The following is a 20,210-nucleotide window of genomic DNA, read 5'->3' on the forward strand; positions in this document are numbered from 1 at the left end:
GTTATTTTTTCTTCCTCTAGCTTAACAAATTGTTATTTGAGAAAACAAACTGGGGTAATCTGGCTTTTATCCCGATATTTAAAGCTTCAAAGCTGCCTATATCATGTCACAACATAGTCATAAACATCAGGTACAAAGACTTGAGGAATTCAAGAAATCAGTGGTAAATAAATTTACCATTTATAACAGTCTCTTCTTGAGTTTGCCCTATCGCAATATTGAAAATGTGGGAATTTTGATTCCGATATTGTTTGATCAATGCGAAAAAGGCTTGAATGCTGGGAAAAAACCCCAAGAGATTCTGGATAATTTTTTCGATAATTTCACTGATATTGATTCTGAAAGAAAACGATTGGATTTTATGTTTAATATTATCCAATATGTTGAAAGACAGGTGGTTTTGTATGACAGTGTCGAGGATTCGGCCTTCCCAAAACTTCAAAAATATACCAGTTCGCTGTCCATCAAAGACTACTTTAAATTAGTGGATCAAGACAAAAACTGGGATAAGATATCGAAAAAGCTATCGACCTTTAGTGCACGGATAGTTTTAACGGCCCACCCCACCCAATTTTATACACCGGCAGTTCTTGATATTATTTCCGATTTAGGTCAATTGATACAAGAGAACAAGGTTAATGATATTGATATCACGTTACAACAATTGGGTTTGACCTCCTTGGTCAATGCCAAAAAGCCAACTCCTCTGGACGAGGCAAAAAATATTATCCACATACTCCGGCATACCTACTATGACGCGGTAGGAGAACTGTTTTCTTATGTGAAACGCAATATTCCGAATAAGGAGTTTTCGAATTATGATATCATTAAACTGGGTTTTTGGCCTGGAGGTGACCGCGATGGAAATCCTTTTGTAACGGCAAAAATCACCAATCAGGTAGCTGATGAACTTCGGACTACCTTGATGAAGTGCTACTACAATGAGCTCAAAACGATTCGTAAGAAACTCACTTTCAAAGCGCTTCAAAACGAATTGATTACCCTAAGCGATTCGCTGTATCAAGCGATGTTTAATGTGGACTATGTGATTGGTTATGAGGAAATTTTGGGCAAACTCAATGAAATCCGAGGAGTACTTTTGGAAGATTATCACGGACTTTATTTGGGAGAGTTGGACAGCCTAATCAATAAAGTCCAGATTTTTAAATCGCACTTTGCTACGCTGGATATTCGCCAAGATCACAGCAAGCACTATCTGGCGGTTGAAACCATTCTTAAGGAAGAGGGAGCGATAAAGGAAAGTCTGGACGAGCTTTCGGAAAAGCAGTTGGTAGATTGGTTGTTGAAAAAAAATCCAAAAATTGATCCGGAAAAATATGAGGAGGATATCGTAAAGGATACTATTGCCAACATCAAACAGTTAAAATCCATTCAGGAAAAGAATGGCGAGGAGGGTTGTAATCGTTATATCATAAGTAATTCCGAAGATATCTTTTCAGTTCTTTTTGTGTTCGGATTGTTCCGTTGGTGCGGATGGGATGCCAAAGAAATTACGTTTGACATTGTCCCTCTTTTTGAAACCATGAAGGGCATGGAAGCCTCAGAAAGTGTTATGCAAACCCTTTTTGATACAAAAATGTATCGTGACCACCTGACAAAAAGGAAGGATACCCATACCATAATGTTAGGCTTTTCTGATGGTACCAAAGATGGGGGATATCTTAAAGCCAACTGGTCCATATTAAAGACAAAAGAAACCTTGAGCAAGGTCTGCAAGAAAAATGGGATCAAAGCCTTATTTTTTGATGGTAGGGGAGGCCCGCCCGCCCGTGGAGGAGGAAAAACGCATCGTTTTTATGCGGCGCAGACCAAAGATGTGGCCAACCATGAAATTCAATTGACCATTCAAGGGCAAACCATTACCAGTACCTACGGGACGAAAGATCAGTTTATACACAATGCAGAGCAGTTACTGACAGCAGGTCTTAGCAACAATCTTTTTGGTAAAGAAATTGGAATAAGTGCGGAGCAACGAAAATTAATTGAGGAACTTTCTACCTTGAGCTTTGCCAAGTACGATGCGCTAAAACAACATGAGAAGTTCATTTCCTATCTTGAGAATAGGAGTACTCTAAAATATTACTCCAACGCGAATATTGGTAGTCGACCCGGAAAACGGGGAAATAAAAAACAATTGACTTTATCGGATTTAAGGGCTATCTCCTTTGTAGGCTCTTGGAGTCAGCTTAAGCAAAATGTACCTGGGTATTTTGGCTTGGGAACTGCCATTCAGAAATTTAAGGACGAGGGGCGTTTGGGAGAGGTGAAAAAGCTATATAAAGAAGTTCCCTTTTTCCGTGCACTGATGCACAACAGTATGATGTCGCTGGCCAAGACCAATTTCAATTTGACGAGTTATATGAATGAGGATTCTGAGTATGGAGAGTTCTGGAACATTTTACACTCTGAATATCAGCTATCCCAACAAATGCTCCTCCAAATTTCAGGCTCTAAGATTCTGATGGAGGACGAAGCCATTTCCCGCGAATCTGTTAATATTCGGGAAAATATTGTTTTGCCATTATTGGTAATTCAGCAATATGCCCTGTACCATATTTCCCAAGAATCGGAATTCAAGGAGCTCTATGAGAAGATTGTGACCCGTTCGCTCTATGGTAATATTAATGCGAGTAGGAATTCGGCTTAGGTTAACTAGACTTTTTATGGGCGAACTAAGTCACTGGACAAAATCCCATAAAAAGCCTGAATCCCATAAGCCAATTGCCCAATCCTGAGGTTTTCATTTGGACTATGCTGATTGTTATCGGGATTTACCATTGGTACTACAAAAGCTGGAATTTTCAATTCGTTGATGAAGGGTGCAATTGGAACGGTTCCTCCCATTATCCGAATCTGTACGACTTCTTTACCAAAACTAGTTTCTAAGGTTTTCTTCAAAAAAGCTCCATAGGAATTGTTGAGGTCAGTCCGAAACGCATCGGTGACCGAACCTTCCTTTATGGTAATTATTTTGTCATGGGCCATACGCTCCTCTTTGCTGGGAATTTTGTCCATCACATAAAAACCCTGTTTTTTGATATGCTCTTTTACCAAACCTTTTAGCCGATTGCCATCTGTTTCAGGAACCAATCTTAAATCTAGTTCGGCAGTAGCACTTTCTGGAACAATGGTTCGTACTTGATTACCAATCCAACCTGAGCCCATCCCTCGAATGTTCAAACTTGGATACTGCAAAGCTTCTTGGTAAAAACTGCCTACTTTCTCCGCAGTTTTAAATTGTAACTTCTCAGAAATAGCTTTCGCATCATCGGGAACACTTTTCAGGACGGATTGTACGTTTTCATCTAAAGCAATCCCATCATAATACCCTGGAATCAATACTCTACCTTCCGCATCTTTCATGGTTGCCAATAATTGAGCCAATTGAAAACCTGGATTTGGCGCATAATTTCCATAATGCCCACTATGTTGGGGTTTGTATGGACCATGTGTAGTTAGGGTTAAAGAGGTAATTCCCCTACATCCAAATATTAAAGTGGGTTTTCCTGATGGGTGCATCGGGCCATCGTTTATAATAAGAAAGTCTGCTTCCAACAATTCGCGATACACTTTTACGGCGTTAGGCAGCGGTTTACTTCCTCTTTCCTCTTCCCCATCCAGAATCACTTTAATATTGAATGGCATTTCTTCCTCACTTTTTTTCAGGAGGTCGATGGCATGCAAAAACATGACAATGGGCCCTTTGTCATCCGCGGTGGCCCTTCCGAACAAACGCCAATCATAATTAATGTCGTCTTCAAGTTCATTAAAGGACACAGTTTCAAAGGTTGAATTATTGGGCTTTTTCAAAACCACTTGATATGGACTGGGTTGGTCCCATTTACTAGGGTCTACCGATTGCCCATCAAAATGCATATAGAAAAGAACGGTGGGTTTGTCATCGTCCAAAGGGAGGGCCCCGAAAAACAGAGGATGGTTTTCGGTATCCAACTCTGTAGTATTAAAGCCACGGGCCCCAAATTGCTTTTTTAGCCAAAAGAGGTTGTCCTGAATATCATCGGCATTAAGTGCATCACTTGGCAGGGCTACAAAATCCCTTAAATCCTGTATGGCAGAGGCCACACTGGACTTCAATGTTGTACTATCCAAATTTTGGCCAAAACCCGCTGTGATTGTCAATAAAAAAAGGAAAAGAATGCTGCGTTTCATCTAAAAATCTTTCAAAAAAGTAAGAAAATACATCAAAATGCGTTCAAGTATCAATATTCGTGAATTTTGGAAACTACATTGAGTACGTTTTATAAAGATAAAAAAGTGCTGGTTGCTATTAACCGCAATAGCATTATTTTTCATGTTCTCATTTTTCTAGTTTTGGTCGGATTGGCCACGAATTTTTTTACCGAATACCAGCTAGGTGGGTTGAACAAATATGCCGCAAAGCACCTTGTTGTCTTTTCTATTATTCTCATATCTTCGGTCATTTGGAAACTAAAATGGATGACTACCAGCGCGTTGTTCATCATTATGGTGTATATCAACATCCTATCATCCACAATTTACTTGCCCTTTAGGCTGGAAGACGCCAATTTGAATTTTGAAGCCTACTTCTCCAGGGTCGAAATGATTGTTTTTGTAATGGGCCTTTTGTTGGCTGTCTTTGAGAAACCCTGGCATCAATTTGTAGTTATTGGTTACAATACGGCATTTATAGTGGCTTGTGCCATGCTTTATCCTGAATTACCTTTAGGAAAGTATATCCTGGCCTTTATTATGATTTCTTCTGTGGGCGCGGTCAGCTTTTTTATTTTTAATCGAGTTATTCGTTTACAGAACGAACTTCAAGAACAGCATCAAGTGGTTAGTGTCCAAAATGAAGAACTGATGGAATTGACCACATTTCGTAAGGACATTATGCGAATTATCGCCCATGATTTGAGGACACCTATCCATCAAATTTCAATGTTGACGACCATTACCCGAAATTCTAATTCAAACACAGATAGGAACAAATATTTAGGCATGTTACAACAATCCATAGATAAGACCTATAGCATGTTGGATGGTCTTTTGAATTGGGCCATGCAGAATGATGAGACTCTCAAGTCGTATATGGATATCAATCTATATGAACTTGTGGAGGAAATTAGCCAACGACATTCGCAAAATCTAAATGAAAAGAATCTAAGTTTAATAAATGCTGTTGATACAGAATTTAATTTATTTTATTCCAAAGAAGTTTTTCAAACCGCAATTCGAAATTTACTTACAAATGCGATAAAGTTTTCACCCCACGGCCAACGTATTTTGGTGGACAACATAGAAAATGAAAAGCATTTCAGCCTTAGAGTGCACAATGTTGCGGAGGAAGTGGATGAAGAAAAGCTTGAAAAAATAAATACTGGACAGATGGTAACCAGTACTCTTGGTACAAAGCAAGAAAAAGGACTGGGTAAAGGACTGTTTATTTGCAAGCGAATGCTTAAGAAAAACAATGGAGGACTATTGCTTTCTAAAAGTCCTAAAGGAGTGACCGCTGAAATCCAAATTTATAAATCCATTCCTCTTGAACCCAACTTAGGACTTGCCTAACTTCGAATGCGTCTTACAAAACCTTCAATGTCCTTTTTTCCATTCTGGGTCAAATGCTTGATGAAGGCTGACCCGATAATCGCTCCTTTCGAATTTTCCGTTGCTGCTTGAAAAGTGTCTGAATTACTAATCCCAAATCCGACTATTTGTGGATTTCTGAGCTTTAATGAGGCTATTCGGTCAAAATAGGCCTTTTGCTCATCTCCAAAACCTAATTTGGCTCCAGTTGTACTTGCTGAACTTACCATGTAGATAAACCCCTCTGAAGCCCCATCTATTGCTCTAATCCGTTCCTCGCTGGTTTGAGGTGTTATTAAGAATACATTGATGAGCCCATACTTTTTGTAAATAGCTTCGTATTCTTTTTGGTAAACATCGAGTGGAAGGTCGGGCATGATGATACCATCAATTCCAATTTCATGGCATTTTTTACAGAATGCCTCGACTCCATATTGCAACATAGGATTGAAATACCCCATCACTATCAAAGGTATGTCAACGGACTTACGAATGTCTTTTAATTGTTCAAATAGTAATTCTGTATGCATTCCATTTCGCAATGCTGCCGTTGAACTTTCCTGAATGGTAGGTCCATCCGCAAGTGGATCGCTAAAAGGCAATCCAATTTCAATCATATCCACTCCAGCCTCCTGTAACGATTGAATGATGTCTACTGTGTCATCTAAGGCCGGATAACCTGCGGTAAAATATATGGAGAGCAATTTTTTGTCTTCGCTCAGTTTTTGGTTGATTCTATTCATTTTTCAGTAATCAGTAATCAGTAATCTAAGTATGGTTCGTCTAATATCTTTATTCTAATCTCTATAGCTTGAAGTAGTCAATATAAGTCTGTAAATCTTTGTCCCCTCTTCCAGAAAGGTTAATGACTACGAGGTCATCTTTTTTGAACTTTTTGTAATCGAAAATGGCAAAGGCATGACTGGTTTCTATCGCTGGGATGATACCTTCCAATTGCGAAACTTCCAATCCGGCGGTCATCGCTTCGTCATCTGTAATGGAAATGAACTCTCCACGTCCACTTCGGAACAAATGGGCATGCATAGGTCCCACACCCGGGTAATCCAATCCTGCTGAAATGGAATACGGTTCTGTAATCTGACCATCCGGGGTTTGCATCAAAAGGGTTTTACTTCCGTGGATAATACCTACTTTCCCTAGAGCGGATGTAGCTGCACTTTCTCCCGTATCAATTCCTTTTCCTGCGGCTTCCACAGCAATAATGCCTACTTCAGGCTCATCCAAATAATGGTAATAGGCCCCAGCAGCATTACTTCCTCCACCTACACAGGCAACCACATAATCAGGCTTTTCGCGACCCTCTTTTTCTTGCAACTGCCATTTAATTTCTTCGGAGATAACCGACTGGAAGCGGGCGACCATATCTGGATACGGATGTGGTCCAACCACAGAGCCAATAATGTAATGCGTGTTCACAGGATTGTTTATCCAATCCCGAATAGCCTCATTTGTGGCATCTTTCAAGGTTTTGCTTCCTGATTTAGCTGCTCTTACTTCGGCACCCAACATTTTCATACGAGCCACATTTGGAGCCTGTCGTGCAATATCAATTTCACCCATGTACACTACGCATTCAATCCCCATTAAAGCACAAACGGTAGCAGTAGCCACGCCATGTTGACCTGCACCAGTTTCTGCAATGATTCTATGCTTTCCCAGTTTTTTGGCCATCAGGATTTGACCAATAGTATTGTTCACTTTATGTGCTCCAGTATGACACAAATCTTCTCTTTTCAAATAGATTTTGGTCTGGTATTTTTTCGATAAGCGTTCTGCAAAGTAGAGTGGCGTAGGGCGTCCCACATAATCTTTTAGCAATTGATTGAACTCTTCCTGAAAAGAGGGTTCCGCCATGACCTTCAAATAATTTTGGCGCAGTTCTTCGCAATTGGGATAGAGCATTTCGGGGATAAATGCACCACCAAATTCACCATAATATCCTTTTTCGTTAGCGTGATAACTCATGTTTCAATAAGTTTTTGAATTCTTTTATTTTTTTGATGTCTTTTTGCCCTGGTTCCGTTTCAAATCTACTATTGACGTCTATGGCATAACAGTATTTAGAGGCTTCCGTTCTCAGAAAAGATTGTATTGCCTTTACATTATCCAGTCCTATACCTCCACTTAAAAAATACGGTTTGGTTGAGGGGTATCTTTCCAAAATTTTCCAGTTAAATACATAACCATTACCTCCAGGAAGTTTTCCTTTTGTGTCGAAAAGAAAATAGTCACATACCTCTTCATAGGGTTTTAGAACTGAAAAATCAAACTCATCCTTGATGGAAAACACTTTTATGATTTCTAGGTTGTCACCCTGAACTTGTTTTAGGGTTTTTTTTGAATGAGATTCCGAAACAAATTCGGAATGACGTAGTTGGTTACAATACTCCGGGCTCTCCTTGCCATGCAATTGAACCCCTTCCAGTTGATACCTTTCTATTTTTTGCAATACTTCATCAACAGTAGCATCCACAAAAACCCCAATTTTTTTAGTTCCTTCGGATAAGGCTGGAATATCTCCCTCGAAAAATCGAGAGGAAGGTTCCCAAAAGATGAAACCCAAGTAGTCCGGTTGCAGTTCTGCAACTTCGCCTACATTATATTTTTGGCCACAAACTTTAAGTTTCATTTTCTTTTCTATCTTCTGGTCAAGTGTTTTGAACTTCTTCAAAACGTATCGAGACCTGTCCCTTCTCGATACAATTTTGGTCTCCAAAATCACTCGAAGTGACGTTTATTTTAATTGTTCAATAAATTCCTTGGCACTTAGACCAGGATTATCCGTTTTCATAAAATTCTCACCAATCAAAAAGCCTTGATATCCAAATTGCCTCAATTCCGCGATGGCTTCAATGGAACTAATGCCACTTTCTGAAACCTTCACAAAGTCATTGGGAATCAATTCAGACAAACTTTTGCTGGTTTCCAAGCTGACGTCAAATGTCTTTAAGTTCCTATTATTGACACCTAACATGTCCAAACTGGGCATGATGGATTTTTCTAGTTCTTCCTGATTATGCACCTCCAACAGGACATCCATGCCCAAACTTTTAGCCAATTCCGATAAGGTTTTGATTTCTTCTCTGGACAAGACCGCAGCAATAAGTAGAATAACATCTGCTCCGTAGGCTTTAGCCTCCAAGACCTGGTATTCATCTATCATAAACTCTTTGCGGAGTAAAGGCATCGTTACCGAAGCTCGTGCCAAGAGTAAATCTTCCAACGAACCTCCAAAGTATTTAATATCAGTCAAAACACTCATGCCACAAACGCCTGCTTTTTCATAACCTTTGGCAACCACACCTACATTGGTATTTTGGTTTATGGTCTGTTTGGAAGGAGAGCGTCTTTTGTGCTCTGCGATAATTCCAGTTTCGGAATTGCGCAAGGCATGTGACAATGAGATGCAGTTTCTTCCAAAAAGAACAGAAGCCTCCAATTGATTAGTAGGAATTAACCCCTTTTTTAGGGATACTTCTTTGCGTTTGTCAGCTACTATTTTCTCTAAAATGTTCATTTTTTAATGTCTGATGTCTGATGTCTGATGTCTGATGTCTGATGTCTGATGTCTGATGTCTGATGTCTGATGTATTTTGTTATAGGCTTAACTCCTGAACTTTTTTCAACGAATCGAGTCCTTTACCTCCTAAAAGCGATTCTTTGGCTTTTTCAAACCCTTCTTTTGGAGATATTCCCTGAACAGTAGATATCGCAACCCCAGCATTGGCACAGACTACATTGTTTTGTGCTTCGGTGCCCTTACCCTGAAGAATGTTCATAAAAATTTGAGCCGAATCTGAAACATCCTCGCCACCAACAATGGAAGATGCAGCGACTTTGGAAACCCCAAAATCTGATGGCTCCAGCATACTTTCAGAACCATTTGAGATGGTTTTGGTAGCTCCTGTCAAACTTATTTCATCATAACCATCCAAAGCGTGGAGCACCGTAAAATTTTTGTCCGTATTCTGATATAGATATCCGTACATCCTAGCTAATTCGAGATTAAAAACTCCCACCATTTGATTTCTAGGAAAGGCTGGATTCACCATAGGGCCCAGCATGTTGAAAAAGGTCTTTACTGCCAATTCCCTACGTATCGGAGCCACATTTTTCATAGCCGGATGAAACAATGGTGCATGAAGAACACAAATTCCAGCTTCTTCAATGGATTTTTTCAAAAAATCAGCTTCGTTACTGAACTTGATGCCCAAGAATTCCATTACATTACTACTTCCGCATTTGGAAGAAACCCCATAATTTCCATGTTTGGTGACTTTAATTCCTGCGCCCGCAGTTACAAAAGACGCCAAGGTTGAGATATTAAAAGTGTCTTTCCCATCTCCTCCGGTGCCACATAAATCAATAGGGTTGTAGTCACTTAAATCAACCGCCAAACAAAGCTCCAATAATGCATCCCTGAAGCCTTCCAACTCTTCGATGGTAATACTACGCATCATGTAGACCGTCAAGAAAGCGGCTATTTGACTGGTGTTATAGTCGCCTTTGGCAATATTGACCAAAATCTGTTTGGCATCCTCCTTGGAAAGTATTTCGTGATTAATAAGTCTATTTAAAGTCTCTTTCATTTTATTTGAGATATGAGATTATAGAGGATAGAGAAAAGAATATCCAACTAAATTGAAAAACCTGCTTGCTTCATAATAACTAATGCGCAGTCTCATTTCTATCTTCTATTGTCTTTTTTCTATTTATCAAGCCAATTTTTTAGCATTTGCTTTCCATGCGGGGTCAAAACCGATTCTGGGTGGAATTGAACAGCTGTAACATCATATGTTTTGTGCCGTAAGCTCATTATTTGACCGTTTTCGTCAATTGAGGTGGCTTCGAGTTCTTCCGGTAAATCCGGATGTACCACCCAGGAGTGATACCTTCCTACTTCCAGTTCCCTTGGCATATCCCTGTAAATTATATCCTCTTTTACCACCTCAATGGTGGTGGAAATTCCATGATAAACCTGGTCTAAGTTGATTAAACTACCCCCAAAAACCTCTCCTATGGCCTGTTGCCCGAGACATACTCCAAAAATGCGTTTGGTAGGTGCGTAGGTTTCAATTATCGATTTTAGGAGTCCAGCTTCATCCGGTATTCCAGGTCCTGGCGACAATACGATTTCGTCAAATTCAGCAACTTCCTCCACCGTTAATTGGTCATTACGTTTTACAGTAACATCGCAGTCCAAATCTTCAAGGTAGTGCACCAAATTGTAGGTGAAACTATCATAATTATCAATCATCAATATCTTTCTTCCCATAGCTTAGATAGTTTCTGCGATTTTAAGCGCATTGGTGAGGGCACCCAATTTATTGAAGGTTTCTTGCAGCTCGGTCTCTGGGTCCGAAGCCGCTACCAGTCCTGCGCCGGCTTGATAATGCAATTGGTGGTTTTTGCTCAGGAAGGTCCGTATCATAATGGCATGGTTAAAATTGCCTTCAAAATCCATAAAGCCAATAGCCCCTCCGTAATACGCTCGGGCCGTTTTCTCATATTTTTCGATAAGCTGCATGGCCATGTGCTTAGGAGCTCCACTTAAAGTGCCTGCCGGAAAAGTGTCTGCAACCACCTTCATGGTTGGGATGTCTTCTTTTTTAATTCCCGTCACCTTGGATACCAAGTGAATCACATGCGAAAAGTATTGTACCTCACGGTAGGTGTCTACATTGACCGCATTTCCGTTTCGACTTAAATCATTGCGTGCTAAATCTACCAGCATCACATGCTCGCTGTTTTCTTTTTCATCTTGAGCAAGTTGTTTGGCCAGCTCCGCATCCTGTTCATCACTACCTGTTCTTTTATAGGTCCCTGCAATAGGATGGATTTCCGCTTTACCTTCTTTTACAATCAATTGGGCTTCCGGTGAACTTCCAAAAATCTTAAAGTCCCCATAATCGAAATAAAATAGGTAAGGTGATGGATTAATCGAACGCAAAGCGCGGTACACATTGAATTCATCCCCCTTGAAGGTCTGGGTGAAACGTCTGGAGAGCACCAGTTGAAAAACATCGCCTCGCTGACAATGTTTCTTGGCTAAAGCGACATGCTCCTTATATTCTTCGTCTTCTAGATTAGATTTTGCATCTCCTTCCAAGGAAAAATTATAGGAGGCAAAGCTTCTTACATTGAGCAATTGTTCAATCTCCGCTACATTGCTCTCGCAATCATAGCAATGCGCGAATAGATACGCTTCGTTTTTAAAATGATTTATCGCAATCACATTTTTGTAAACGGCATAGTAAATGTCCGGAATCTCAATAGAATTGGGTTTGGGTTGAATGTTCACATCCTCAAAATAACGAACCGCATCATATGCCATATACCCAAAAAGGCCATTGTTGATAAACTTGAACCCGTTATTTTCCACTACAAATTTTTGGGAAAACTCATGAATGGTTTGCGTAACATCGATGGAATCGTCAATCGGTTTGCTATGTGATGTTCCATCTGGTAAAATCTCAGTTATTATTTCATTTTCTATTTTGATAGAAGCAATGGGATTACAACAGACATATGAAAAACTGTTATCATTGGCGTGATAGTCGCTACTTTCCAGGAGAATACTATTGGGGAACTTATCCCGAATTTTTAAATACACACTAACTGGGGTAATGGTGTCGGCCAGAATTTTTTTATAATGTGTTCTTAATTTATAAGTCATTTTTAAGAGAACTTAGATTTTAAAACTAAAAAAGGCTTGTCGTGATGACAAGCCTCGTATATGATTATAATGGGGACTAGCTCACGATATCTGTCGTAGGTTTTTCCACCACCAAGTATTTACTCTGATTACTTTCATTGCTTCAAATATAGAAAGGAAATTGATTTCTTGCCAATTTTGTCGCATAAAATTAAAAATCCCGTCAGATAGGGTATCCAACGGGATTTTCAAACACTAAACTTAGGTCAATTACATCTGAAGGTCAACAACCAAATCAAACTCGTCATAGATAAGTTTGTCTTTGGCAGTGCCAATAATACCTGACCCATATTTTACGTCGAAATTAGTTCTATCAACTTTCAAAGCAGCTGTTGCCTTGCTTCCGTATACCGAAAGGTCAAAAGTGATAGGTTTTGTAATTCCTTTAATGGTCAAATCCCCTGTTACGCTGTATGCGTTCTTTCCAGTTTGTTTTACTCCGGTAAAAACCAATGCCGAAGTTGGGTTTGAAGCCGTAGAAAAGAAATCATCTGAATTCAAGTGGCCATCCAATTTGTTTTTATAGTCGCCACTTAAATCAGTTGTGTTGATTGTAGACATATCGACTACAAATTCGCCACCGACCAAAGTTTCGCCATCAAATTCCAGAGAACCTGACTTAAGGGCAATGGTGCCCACATGGGAACCACCTACTTTGTAGGCTTTCCAGGTTACGGTACTTTCTTCAACCTTTACGGCCTTTTTCTCTCCATCAATTGGGTTCGCCAATACTGCGCCACCAAATACTAGGGTCAATGCTAATGATAAAATGCTTGTTTTCATGTTTAAAATTTAAGAGTGTATTAATTTATATGTGTGTAAATAATTCTTCGTTGCTTTTTCTGACCTTGGGATAATTTTGAGTTTCGTCCACATCGGAACGGTATCCAACTGTGAGCACTACCACACTGGTAAGTCCTTTATCCTTAAGACCAAGAATTTCGTCGTACTTGTCCGGTTCAAAACCCTCCATGGGACAAGTGTCTATTTTTAATTCCGCAGCGGCAAGCATAGCACTTTGCGCCGCTAAATAGGCCTGTCTTGTGGTCCAAGCGGTTTTTACGGTATTCGGTAAGTCCAAAAGTTTGGATTTCATAAAATCCCCATAGCCTTTAAGATTTTCTATGTCCATCCCTCGGGTTTCGTTGACATTTTTGAGATAATCGTCCACCAATTCACTACCGAATTCGGATTTGGCGGCAAAAACCAACATATGGGAAGCATCCACAATTTGTGATTGGTTCCAAGAGGCAGGTTGCAGTTCTTTTCTGGTATCTGCATCAGTAATTACCAAAATATGATAGGGTTGTAGTCCGTATGAGGATGGACTCATTTTTATAGCTTCCAAAATGGTGTCCAAATTTTGCTGGGATACCTTTTTACTTGCGTCAAATTTTTTGGTGGCATATCGCCAGTTTAGGTTTTCTAATACTGTGCTCATTTTAAAATTTATCTAGTATTGTGTTTAAAGTTTCTAGTTCGCTTTGTGTTAGATTGGAAACGGATTGTTTTTCCGCCGCGCTCACCGCTTTGTCCATTTTTGAAAGCACTTCCAAACCGCGGTCGGTAATTAGTATTTCTACTTTACGTCGATTCGTTTCACATACCGCTCTGTTTACAAAACCTTTGGCCAATAGCTTGTCCACCAGACGCGTAGTGTTGCTCATCTTCGTCACCATGCGTTCATTTAAGGTGGAAAGATTAGCGGGTTTTCCTTTTTGTCCTCTAAGTATACGAAGCACATTAAATTGTTGAAGAGACACTTCGAAAGGCTTGAGTGCAGCATTGATTCGCTCATTGACCTGGTTGTGAACTAGGGTCATATGGATTAAGGTCCTACTTTCAAGGGGTATTCTTTTCGTGGTCTTGATAATTTCCTCTACATTCATGTACTTACAATATTTGTATAGACAAATGTAAAAAGCTTTCTGGTACGATTAAATTTTTTTCGAGATAAAGTTTTGTTAAAAAAAAAGAAGGGCCGTAAAGCAATGGTTAATTTTAAATGGTTGAAAACTAGATGATGCGTTACATTTCCTTATTTCTTCTTTTAGGTTCATTTATCTACGTAGGTTGCTCTGGAAAAACCAAGCAAAAAGACAATATTACCGCTGAAACGGTTATAGGCAAGACTACAGAGAAGAGTGAACAAAATGAGAAAGTCAAATTTCCAGTATACAACTTTGATTCCTTTGAACCTATGCTTCATGTAGAGGATGATATGACGTATATCGTTAATTTTTGGGCTACCTGGTGCAAACCATGCATAGAGGAGCTTCCTTATTTTGAAAAGGTTAATGCCGAGTTTAAGGATGAAAATGTAAAAGTCATTTTGGTAAGCTTGGATATGCCCAGCATGTGGAAATCCCGTTTGGAACCCTTTGTGGAAAAGAAAGGACTGCAATCTGAAGTGGTCATTCTGGATGACCCAAAACAGAATACTTGGATTCCCAAAGTTTCTGAAGATTGGGGTGGAGGAATTCCCGCCACACTTATTTATAATAAGGACAAACGTAGTTTTTACGAGCGAGGTTTCACCTATGAGGAACTCACAAACGAATTAAATCAATTCATAAATTAATATAGAAATGAAAACTTTTAAAATCTTGGGCGCCTTGATACTTTTAATATCAATGGCCTCCTTTGTAGGAAAGACTTCAGCTGAAAAAGGCTATGATATCGGCGATACTGCCACAGACTTTACATTGAAGAATATCGACGGAAAAATGGTTTCGCTTTCGGATTATTCTGATGCGAAAGGTTTTCTAGTAATCTTTACTTGTAACACATGTCCTTATGCCGTGGCCTATGAGGACCGTATTATCGAACTGGATGCCAAATACAAATCCAAAGGGGTTCCCGTGATTGCCATAAACCCAAATAATCCTTCTGCAAAACCAGGGGATAGTTTTGACAAAATGAAAGTGCGGGCAAAAGAAAAGGGCTTTACTTTCCCTTATTTATTGGATGAAGGTCAAAAAGTATATCCACAATTTGGAGCTACCAGAACACCTCATGTGTATTTATTGGAAAAAACGGCTGGTGGAAATGTGGTGAAGTATATAGGAGCCATTGATGACAACTATCAAGATGCCACCCAAGTCGATGAAAAATATGTGGAGGATGCTGTGGATGCCATGTTGGCTGGTAAAGAAATCAAAGTGACCTCAACTCGTGCTATAGGATGCACCATAAAAGTTTAATGCATAGAATAAAGAGATTTAAATCCGGGGTTATGCTCCGGATTTTTATTTTTACAAAACTTAAATTGATAAAAATGTCAGACCTATCACAACAAGACTGGGAAACCCAATTGGAAAATGATAATAACGCTTTTATTTTGGATGTACGCACACCCGAAGAAGTGGAGGAAGGATATATTCCCGGTGCAACCAATATCGATATCTACCTGGGACAGGAGTTTTTAAATGAATTGGAAAAGCTCGACAAAACTAAAAATTATTACGTGTATTGTCGGTCAGGCAACAGAAGTGGTCAGGCTTGTGCCATAATGAACAGCATCGGTATTGAAAATGCATACAATCTTGAAGGGGGATTTATGAATTGGGAAGGGGAAGTAGCGGAATAATACTTAAGTTTATAACAGCGTATTGAACCTACACCTCAACCAATACGCATTTAAACTTAAAAGTCCCAAATCATGCGAGAAGAATTGCTCCATTATATATGGCAGTATAAAAAGATTCCCTTTTCCAAACTTACTACCCAACGAAAGGAAGAATTACAGATTGTGAATTTTGGTCTTCTCAATTCAGGTGAGGGGCCAGATTTTTTAAATGCCAGAATTAGAATTGATGGCCAGCTTTGGGCCGGAAATGTAGAAATGCATCTGAAATCTTCAGACTGGTATGCCCACCATCATGAAATAGATGCAAACTATGATAATGTAATCCTTCATGTGGTTTGGAAAGACGACATTGCTGTATTCAGAAGGGACAAGTCCCAGATACCCACTTTAGAACTTCAAAACTGTATTCCCCAAAAACTGTTGATAGCCTATGAAAAATTGATGGATACATCCAAAACCCGTTTCATCGGCTGTGAAAACGATATCCATCTTAGGGATTCATTAAAATGGGTAAATTGGGAAGAGCGGCTTTATTTTGAGCGGTTGGAACAAAAATCTATTCTAATCCATAAGCTATTTGAACAAACCAGACATGATTGGGAAGCTGTTTTGTTCGCCATGCTATGTAAAAGTTTTGGAACAAAAATCAACGGTTCATTTTTTTTGGATCAGGCTTTGTCACTTGACTTTGCAATCGTTCGAAAAACCAGTTTTAGTGAATTTCAGCTGGAGAGTCTTCTATTTGGCCACTTCGGTATGTTGCATATTAACGATTGCACGGACAGGTATTTCTTGGAATTGAAAAGGGAGTATAGCTACTTGTCCCAAAAATTTGATTTATCAAAATCCCATACCAAACCTGCTTTTTTCAGGTTACGCCCTAATAATTTTCCAACCATCCGGGTTTCCCAGTTGTCAAATATCTACTTCAAAAATCATCAACTGTTTCAACTACTTATGGAAATTGAGCATCTGGATGAGTTTTATGAGGTATTTCAGGCCTATGCGAGCCCATACTGGAACAACCATTTTACATTTGGTAAGATTTCCAAAACAAGTAAAAAGAAATTATCCCGAGCATTCATTGATTTGTTATTGATCAACACATTGATTCCTTTAAAATTCTGTTATGCGCAGTATAGCGGAAAAGATTGGAATGAGAAATTACTGGAATTCATTTCGAAAATCGGTCCTGAGAAGAATTCGATTATTTCTGGTTATGGAAGGTTGGGGGTTACAACACGAAATGCTCTGGAAAGTCAGGCAAGAATTCAGTTGTACAACGCATATTGTTCTAAAAAAAGGTGTTTACATTGTAATCTGGGCGTACATTTATTGAATAGAAATGTATACTTTTAAAAATGTCCTTTTTTTACAACCTGTTATATTATTTTCAGAAAAGAGGTTTTGAAGTCTGCCGACGTATTGCGGAACGTATGGGGATTCGGGCTAAAGTGGTGCGCATCACCTTTATCTATCTGACCTTTGCCACCTTGGGATTTGGCTTTGCTCTCTATCTGTTTATTGCATTTTGGTTAGGAATCAAGGACCTTGTATACACCAAAAGAACTTCGGTTTTTGATTTATAGTATATGATTAAGCTACTACGCTCAAAAATTGTTCTGGCCTTTGCTCTCATGGCATTGGTACTTGCGTTCGGTGTTGTTGGTTACAAATTACTTTCTGATTTTACGTGGATAGAGGCTGTTTATATGACCATTATTACGGTCACTACAGTTGGTTTTTCTGAAGTACGACCACTCGATGCCAATGCCAAGATTTTTACCGTATTTTTAATTGTTACCAGTGTTTTTATCTTCGGATATGCCATTTCGGTGGTGACTGAATATCTATTGGGAAGGAATTCACTTCAAATACTAAAAAAGAAAAAAGTGAAAAAAAAGATTGAAGCACTTTCAGATCATATCGTAGTATGTGGTTTTGGAAGAAACGGTATGCAGGCTGCAGATCGGTTGAAAGCGTATAGAAAACCGTTTGTCGTCATTGAAAAGGATAGGGAAGTGATTGAACGACATGAAGACGACATTCTTTTTGTGGAAGGTGATGCCAATGAAGATGAAATTTTGGTGGAAGCAGGAATTGGACGTGCTCAATATTTGATTACGGCGGTTCCCGATGATGCCGAAAATTTGTTTATTGTGCTTTCCGCCCGACAATTGAATAAAGATCTTTTCATCATCAGTAGGGCCTCTCAGGTAACCTCATTGACCAAATTACAATTGGCAGGAGCGGATAAGGTAATTATGCCAGATAAAATAGGAGGTGACCATATGGCTTCGCTAGTGGTCATGCCCGATTTGATTACGTTCATTAACCAGCTGTCCATGGAGGGTGAAAATACAACTAACCTAGAGGAGGTTGAAATTGAAGATTTAACCAGTCAAGTGGATTGTCATTCCATTAAGGATTTGGACTTAAGGCGAAAAACGGGTTGCACCATCATAGGCTATATTGACCCAGAAGGAAAGTACATAATAAATCCAGAGGCGGATTTGATTTTAGAGCCCAAAGGAAAGGTCATAGTTCTTGGAAGAGCAGAACAAATAAAAAAGCTGAATCAAATGTTTAGCATTGGTTAGTTTAACAGGAGGATAATTTGATTCCGAAGTTTTTTTTTAGGATATTGCCCACTTTACATCAATATAACATACCAAACTCACATATTATGAAGTATAGACTTCTAACGATTTTTACCCTGTTTTTACCATTGTTTACGTTTGCTCAAGAAACGGCCGAAATAGGGTTAGATCAGAAGATAGACCAAGCCTTTAAGCCTGTTTCAGATTTTTTCAATACCGTTATTTTCTTTCCTGTTTTTGGAACCCCTTTTGTACTTATTCTTTTAGTAGGAAGTGCCTTGTTTTTTACTTTATATTTTAAGTTTCCAAATATTCGGCATTTTTGGACCGCAATAAATGTGGTGCGTGGAAAATATGATGAGCTGGAGGGAAGTGCCGGGCACGGAGTTGAAAAAGCTGAGGTTAATATTGTAGATGGGGATATACCGGATACTATTCGAGACGAAAGTCAAGAAGGAGAAGTAAGTCACTTCCAAGCATTGGCGACCGCTGTTTCAGGTACTGTCGGAAACGGAAATATTGCGGGTGTCGCCTTGGCAATTGCGCTCGGAGGACCGGGCGCTACTTTTTGGATGATAATCTGTGGTCTTTTAGGTATGTCCACAAAGTTTGTGGAATGTACCCTGGGCGTTCAATATCGCGATGTGGATGAGAACGGAACGGTATATGGCGGTCCCATGTATTATATAAGCAAAGGACTTAAAAATAGAGGCTTTGTAACCTTAGGAAAAATTGCGGCGGCTCTTTTTGCCGTATTCTGTATTGGAGGGTCATTTGGAGGTGGAAATGCGGCACAATCAAACCAAGCTACTATTGTTGTAAAAGAATTGTTTGGATGGGAAAGTGCGATGGCAGGTACCATAATTGGTGTAGTCCTGGCCTTGCTTGTTGGTATCATAATTATCGGTGGAATCAAGAGAATTGCTTCGGTAACCGAGAAAGTGGTGCCATTTATGGCTCTACTTTACATTTTAGCTTGTCTTTACATCATCTTTGGTAATTTCAGTCTTGTTGATGACGCTATCGGTTTGATTATTACTGAAGCCTTTAATCCGACAGCAATCGGAGTTGGTGGGGTAATCGGAGTATTATTGGTTGGATTTAGAAGAGCTGCATTCTCGAATGAGGCAGGTGCAGGTTCAGCTTCTATTGCTCACTCGGCTGTAAAAACGAAATATTCTGCATCAGAAGGATTGGTTGCCTTGTTAGAGCCTTTTATTGACACAGTTGTTATTTGTACTATGACAGCGTTGGTAATTATCATTTTCAATTTTGGAGGTGTTTTTGATTATGGAGGTGATGGCTCTGGCGTAGTAATGATAGAAGGACTACCTTACGAGGGTGCTGGAATTACTTCCAAAGCATTTGCAGAATACATTCCTTACTCTAATGTTTTCTTAACCGTAGCTGTAGTTTTATTTGCAGTTTCTACTATGATCTCATGGTCATACTACGGATTACAATCTTGGAAATTTTTGTTTGGTAGAGGAAAGAAAACCGATTTAACCTATAAGTTGTTGTTTTTGACCTTCGTGGTTATTGGCGCAGCTGCAAGTATGGATTCTATTTGGGCATTCTCCGATGCGATGATTTTTGCTATGGTATTCCCAAATATGGTCGGGCTGTATTTCCTTTTCCCGGAAGTCAAAAAACAGTTGAAACGCTATCTGGATGCCATAAAAGCAGGAAAATAATT

Annotated in this window: 20 protein-coding genes; 9 read left to right on the plus strand and 11 right to left on the minus strand. The window is 39.4% G+C overall.

Features of this window, described 5'->3' with window-relative positions; translation table 11 throughout:
• Window positions 1–103: 103 nt before the first annotated feature.
• A complete protein-coding gene (locus ACSLUF_RS04870; RefSeq protein ID WP_435625010.1) occupies window positions 104–2,668 on the plus strand; it encodes a phosphoenolpyruvate carboxylase in 2,565 nt (854 codons plus the stop codon).
• Between the two features lie 14 nt (window positions 2,669–2,682).
• Here the strand turns inward: ACSLUF_RS04870 and ACSLUF_RS04875 are convergent, their stop codons facing one another.
• Complete coding sequence (locus ACSLUF_RS04875) at window positions 2,683–4,191, minus strand: M20/M25/M40 family metallo-hydrolase (protein WP_435625011.1); 1,509 nt, start codon at window positions 4,189–4,191, stop codon at window positions 2,683–2,685.
• Between the two features lie 66 nt (window positions 4,192–4,257).
• Between ACSLUF_RS04875 and ACSLUF_RS04880 the strand changes: the two genes are divergently transcribed.
• On the plus strand, window positions 4,258–5,571 hold the full coding sequence (locus ACSLUF_RS04880) for a sensor histidine kinase (RefSeq protein ID WP_435625012.1): 1,314 nt from the start codon (window positions 4,258–4,260) through the stop codon (window positions 5,569–5,571).
• On the opposite strand, the gene trpA is transcribed toward ACSLUF_RS04880, so the two are convergent.
• From trpA to ACSLUF_RS04930, 10 genes are all read right to left on the minus strand, one after another.
• Window positions 5,568–6,332 carry a tryptophan synthase subunit alpha gene (gene trpA / locus ACSLUF_RS04885; RefSeq protein ID WP_435625013.1) on the minus strand — a complete coding sequence of 255 codons (765 nt, stop codon included), beginning with the start codon at window positions 6,330–6,332 and terminating at the stop codon, window positions 5,568–5,570. The genes ACSLUF_RS04880 and trpA overlap by 4 nt on opposite strands.
• Window positions 6,333–6,393: 61 nt before the next feature.
• Entirely contained in the window at window positions 6,394–7,575 is a 1,182-nt protein-coding gene (gene trpB / locus ACSLUF_RS04890) for a tryptophan synthase subunit beta (RefSeq protein WP_435625014.1), read from the minus strand.
• Window positions 7,559–8,239, minus strand: a complete 681-nt coding sequence (locus ACSLUF_RS04895) for a phosphoribosylanthranilate isomerase (RefSeq protein WP_435625015.1) — start codon at window positions 8,237–8,239, stop codon at window positions 7,559–7,561. The genes trpB and ACSLUF_RS04895 overlap by 17 nt, the downstream gene beginning before the upstream one ends.
• A gap of 105 nt (window positions 8,240–8,344) precedes the next feature.
• A complete protein-coding gene (gene trpC, locus ACSLUF_RS04900) occupies window positions 8,345–9,127 on the minus strand; it encodes an indole-3-glycerol phosphate synthase TrpC (RefSeq protein ID WP_435625016.1) in 783 nt (260 codons plus the stop codon).
• Window positions 9,128–9,206: 79 nt separating this feature from the next.
• Window positions 9,207–10,199 carry an anthranilate phosphoribosyltransferase gene (trpD, locus tag ACSLUF_RS04905; RefSeq protein WP_435625017.1) on the minus strand — a complete coding sequence of 331 codons (993 nt, stop codon included), beginning with the start codon at window positions 10,197–10,199 and terminating at the stop codon, window positions 9,207–9,209.
• 119 nt (window positions 10,200–10,318) lie between these two features.
• Window positions 10,319–10,885: an anthranilate synthase component II gene (locus tag ACSLUF_RS04910; RefSeq protein ID WP_435625018.1), complete on the minus strand. Its 567-nt coding sequence runs from the start codon at window positions 10,883–10,885 to the stop codon at window positions 10,319–10,321.
• Window positions 10,886–10,888: 3 nt separating this feature from the next.
• Window positions 10,889–12,286: an anthranilate synthase component I family protein gene (locus tag ACSLUF_RS04915; RefSeq protein ID WP_435625019.1), complete on the minus strand. Its 1,398-nt coding sequence runs from the start codon at window positions 12,284–12,286 to the stop codon at window positions 10,889–10,891.
• A 249-nt stretch (window positions 12,287–12,535) separates the two neighbouring features.
• Complete coding sequence (locus tag ACSLUF_RS04920; RefSeq protein WP_435625020.1) at window positions 12,536–13,108, minus strand: YceI family protein; 573 nt, start codon at window positions 13,106–13,108, stop codon at window positions 12,536–12,538.
• 25 nt (window positions 13,109–13,133) lie between these two features.
• On the minus strand, window positions 13,134–13,766 hold the full coding sequence (locus tag ACSLUF_RS04925) for an NAD(P)H-dependent oxidoreductase (protein WP_435625021.1): 633 nt from the start codon (window positions 13,764–13,766) through the stop codon (window positions 13,134–13,136).
• 1 nt (window position 13,767) lies between these two features.
• On the minus strand, window positions 13,768–14,214 hold the full coding sequence (locus tag ACSLUF_RS04930) for a MarR family winged helix-turn-helix transcriptional regulator (RefSeq protein WP_435625022.1): 447 nt from the start codon (window positions 14,212–14,214) through the stop codon (window positions 13,768–13,770).
• A 131-nt stretch (window positions 14,215–14,345) separates the two neighbouring features.
• Between ACSLUF_RS04930 and ACSLUF_RS04935 the strand changes: the two genes are divergently transcribed.
• The 7 genes from ACSLUF_RS04935 to ACSLUF_RS04965 all read left to right on the plus strand — a co-directional run bounded on the left by ACSLUF_RS04935 (window position 14,346) and on the right by ACSLUF_RS04965 (window position 20,208).
• Window positions 14,346–14,906 carry a TlpA disulfide reductase family protein gene (locus tag ACSLUF_RS04935; protein WP_435625023.1) on the plus strand — a complete coding sequence of 187 codons (561 nt, stop codon included), beginning with the start codon at window positions 14,346–14,348 and terminating at the stop codon, window positions 14,904–14,906.
• A 7-nt stretch (window positions 14,907–14,913) separates the two neighbouring features.
• Complete coding sequence (locus ACSLUF_RS04940) at window positions 14,914–15,528, plus strand: thioredoxin family protein (RefSeq protein ID WP_435625024.1); 615 nt, start codon at window positions 14,914–14,916, stop codon at window positions 15,526–15,528.
• Between the two features lie 74 nt (window positions 15,529–15,602).
• A complete protein-coding gene (locus ACSLUF_RS04945) occupies window positions 15,603–15,914 on the plus strand; it encodes a rhodanese-like domain-containing protein (protein WP_435625025.1) in 312 nt (103 codons plus the stop codon).
• A 72-nt stretch (window positions 15,915–15,986) separates the two neighbouring features.
• Window positions 15,987–17,273 (plus strand): DUF2851 family protein, encoded by a 1,287-nt coding sequence (locus tag ACSLUF_RS04950; protein WP_435625026.1) that lies wholly within the window; start codon window positions 15,987–15,989, stop codon window positions 17,271–17,273.
• A gap of 2 nt (window positions 17,274–17,275) precedes the next feature.
• Window positions 17,276–17,503 (plus strand): PspC domain-containing protein, encoded by a 228-nt coding sequence (locus ACSLUF_RS04955; protein ID WP_435625027.1) that lies wholly within the window; start codon window positions 17,276–17,278, stop codon window positions 17,501–17,503.
• Between the two features lie 3 nt (window positions 17,504–17,506).
• The gene (locus ACSLUF_RS04960; RefSeq protein ID WP_435625028.1) at window positions 17,507–18,514 is read left to right on the plus strand and encodes a potassium channel family protein; all 1,008 of its coding nucleotides are present in this window, start codon (window positions 17,507–17,509) and stop codon (window positions 18,512–18,514) included.
• A gap of 86 nt (window positions 18,515–18,600) precedes the next feature.
• On the plus strand, window positions 18,601–20,208 hold the full coding sequence (locus ACSLUF_RS04965) for an alanine/glycine:cation symporter family protein (protein WP_435625029.1): 1,608 nt from the start codon (window positions 18,601–18,603) through the stop codon (window positions 20,206–20,208).
• The last annotated feature ends 2 nt before the right edge of the window (window positions 20,209–20,210 follow it).

The sequence above is a fragment of the Flagellimonas sp. genome, assembly GCF_965601775.1.
Taxonomy (GTDB): Bacteria; Bacteroidota; Bacteroidia; order Flavobacteriales; family Flavobacteriaceae; genus Flagellimonas.

Coding starts and splice junctions, on each gene's coding strand:
- ACSLUF_RS04870 (WP_435625010.1), top strand. CDS start 104: ATGTCACAACATAGTCATAAACATCAGGTACAAAGACTTGAGGAATTC.
- ACSLUF_RS04875 (WP_435625011.1), bottom strand. CDS start 4,191: ATGAAACGCAGCATTCTTTTCCTTTTTTTATTGACAATCACAGCGGGT.
- trpA (WP_435625013.1), bottom strand. CDS start 6,332: ATGAATAGAATCAACCAAAAACTGAGCGAAGACAAAAAATTGCTCTCC.
- trpB (WP_435625014.1), bottom strand. CDS start 7,575: ATGAGTTATCACGCTAACGAAAAAGGATATTATGGTGAATTTGGTGGT.
- ACSLUF_RS04895 (WP_435625015.1), bottom strand. CDS start 8,239: ATGAAACTTAAAGTTTGTGGCCAAAAATATAATGTAGGCGAAGTTGCA.
- trpC (WP_435625016.1), bottom strand. CDS start 9,127: ATGAACATTTTAGAGAAAATAGTAGCTGACAAACGCAAAGAAGTATCC.
- trpD (WP_435625017.1), bottom strand. CDS start 10,199: ATGAAAGAGACTTTAAATAGACTTATTAATCACGAAATACTTTCCAAG.
- ACSLUF_RS04910 (WP_435625018.1), bottom strand. CDS start 10,885: ATGGGAAGAAAGATATTGATGATTGATAATTATGATAGTTTCACCTAC.
- ACSLUF_RS04915 (WP_435625019.1), bottom strand. CDS start 12,286: ATGACTTATAAATTAAGAACACATTATAAAAAAATTCTGGCCGACACC.
- ACSLUF_RS04920 (WP_435625020.1), bottom strand. CDS start 13,108: ATGAAAACAAGCATTTTATCATTAGCATTGACCCTAGTATTTGGTGGC.
- ACSLUF_RS04925 (WP_435625021.1), bottom strand. CDS start 13,766: ATGAGCACAGTATTAGAAAACCTAAACTGGCGATATGCCACCAAAAAA.
- ACSLUF_RS04930 (WP_435625022.1), bottom strand. CDS start 14,214: ATGAATGTAGAGGAAATTATCAAGACCACGAAAAGAATACCCCTTGAA.
- ACSLUF_RS04935 (WP_435625023.1), top strand. CDS start 14,346: ATGATGCGTTACATTTCCTTATTTCTTCTTTTAGGTTCATTTATCTAC.
- ACSLUF_RS04940 (WP_435625024.1), top strand. CDS start 14,914: ATGAAAACTTTTAAAATCTTGGGCGCCTTGATACTTTTAATATCAATG.
- ACSLUF_RS04945 (WP_435625025.1), top strand. CDS start 15,603: ATGTCAGACCTATCACAACAAGACTGGGAAACCCAATTGGAAAATGAT.
- ACSLUF_RS04950 (WP_435625026.1), top strand. CDS start 15,987: ATGCGAGAAGAATTGCTCCATTATATATGGCAGTATAAAAAGATTCCC.
- ACSLUF_RS04955 (WP_435625027.1), top strand. CDS start 17,276: ATGTCCTTTTTTTACAACCTGTTATATTATTTTCAGAAAAGAGGTTTT.
- ACSLUF_RS04960 (WP_435625028.1), top strand. CDS start 17,507: ATGATTAAGCTACTACGCTCAAAAATTGTTCTGGCCTTTGCTCTCATG.
- ACSLUF_RS04965 (WP_435625029.1), top strand. CDS start 18,601: ATGAAGTATAGACTTCTAACGATTTTTACCCTGTTTTTACCATTGTTT.